We start from the raw sequence: 1,372 nt of genomic DNA on the forward strand, positions 1-1,372 counted from the left end.
CGTAAGCGTGGTCAGGAAACCGCCATCGATTAGCTGTCGCGGGATTTAGCGTCGGCGTAGGCGGCTTTTCCCTGCGCCCTTCGCTTGGCGAGCTTTGCCATGCGTGCGCTGATCTCGTCGGGGCTGATATCGGCGGGGTCGAAGGGTCGGCCATACCATTCGATCATGGATTTGCGTTCGGGATGACGCGGCTTGGACATGGCCTCAAGGAACTCTTCGAACCCTGGTGTGCCACCGACATCTTCGGGCGGGGCTCGCCGTTCGCCATCGACGAAGCGGGGGTAATTGGTGCCGGGAATGGTGGATGAGATCTCTTCGATCTCGATACGATGTCGCCAGTTGTCGCCGAAATCATAGGTGTAGGTGAAGCTGGTTATGCCGCGCTCGACGAGCTTGTTGATGCGCATATGGGCGGCGTCGCGGGTGCGGACCATGAAAGCATCGTCATCATCGAAGCGGATGCCATAGGCGGCATCGCCAATGTCGAACTGGAACAGATGGTAGTTCTCGAAGAGCATGCAGGCCTGGATCGCGAGGTGCAGGGTCTTGAGGCTGTTGGTGACGGGAAGTTCGACACGGCGCCAGATGGCGGGCTTCATGTCTTCGAGCGTTATGCGAATCCGGGCGATCTGATCGGTCATGCCGCCATGCATACGGGTGCGGTCTGTGCTGTCCAGTTCCACGGCATGAGCTCGTCCCAGCGGGAGGCGGGCCAGCCTGAGGCGATCTTCTCGATGACATCGGCAATATAGGCCTGCGGCTCGACGCCATTGAGCTTGGCCGTCTCGATGACGGAGTAGATGGCGGCGGCGCGTTCGCCGCCGGCCTTCGATCCGGCGAACAGCCAGTTCTTGCGCCCGATCGCGATCGCTCGGATGGCGCGCTCGGCGATATTGTTGTCGATCTCCGCCATGCCCTCGTCGATGTAGCGGGTCAGCGCGTCCCAGCGCTTGCGACCATAGGCGAGCGCCTTTGCCATCGCCGACTTGGGCGATAGGCGGCGCAGGGCGTCGTCGATCACGCCACGAAGCGCGTCGATCTTTGGCATTGCTTGCTCTTGCCGGTGTCGGCGCCGGACATCAGGCGGCTGGCCGCGGACGTCCTCCTCGATCCGGTAAAGCCCGGCGATGCGATCGAGCAGGTCTGTGGTGAGTGGCGTCGGGCTCGTCTGGTGGCACTCGAATATCTTGCGGCGGAAATGGGCCCAGCAGGCGACCTCCTGGATGCGGCCCTCCTGGTAGAGTTTATCATATCCGGCATAGCCGTCGGCTTGGAGAAGGCCGGTGAATGACCCCAGCTCGCTCTGCGGATGGATGCCGCTGCGATCGGGGGTGAACCGATACCAGGCGAGCGCCGGGGTGGCGGCGCCCGA

2 protein-coding genes are annotated in these 1,372 nt (G+C 62.8%); both read right to left on the reverse strand.

Features of this window, described 5'->3' with window-relative positions; all coding sequences use genetic code 11:
- Window positions 1-29: 29 nt before the first annotated feature.
- A complete protein-coding gene (locus tag AC58D2_RS20585; RefSeq protein WP_497392890.1) occupies window positions 30-683 on the reverse strand; it encodes a plasmid pRiA4b ORF-3 family protein in 654 nt (217 codons plus the stop codon).
- Window positions 638-1,372 (reverse strand): IS66 family transposase (tnpC, locus tag AC58D2_RS20590; RefSeq protein WP_497392891.1); only part of this gene is annotated, 735 nt, incomplete at its 5' end. The genes AC58D2_RS20585 and tnpC, both read right to left, overlap by 46 nt.

The organism is Sphingopyxis sp. CR5 (assembly GCF_059693785.1).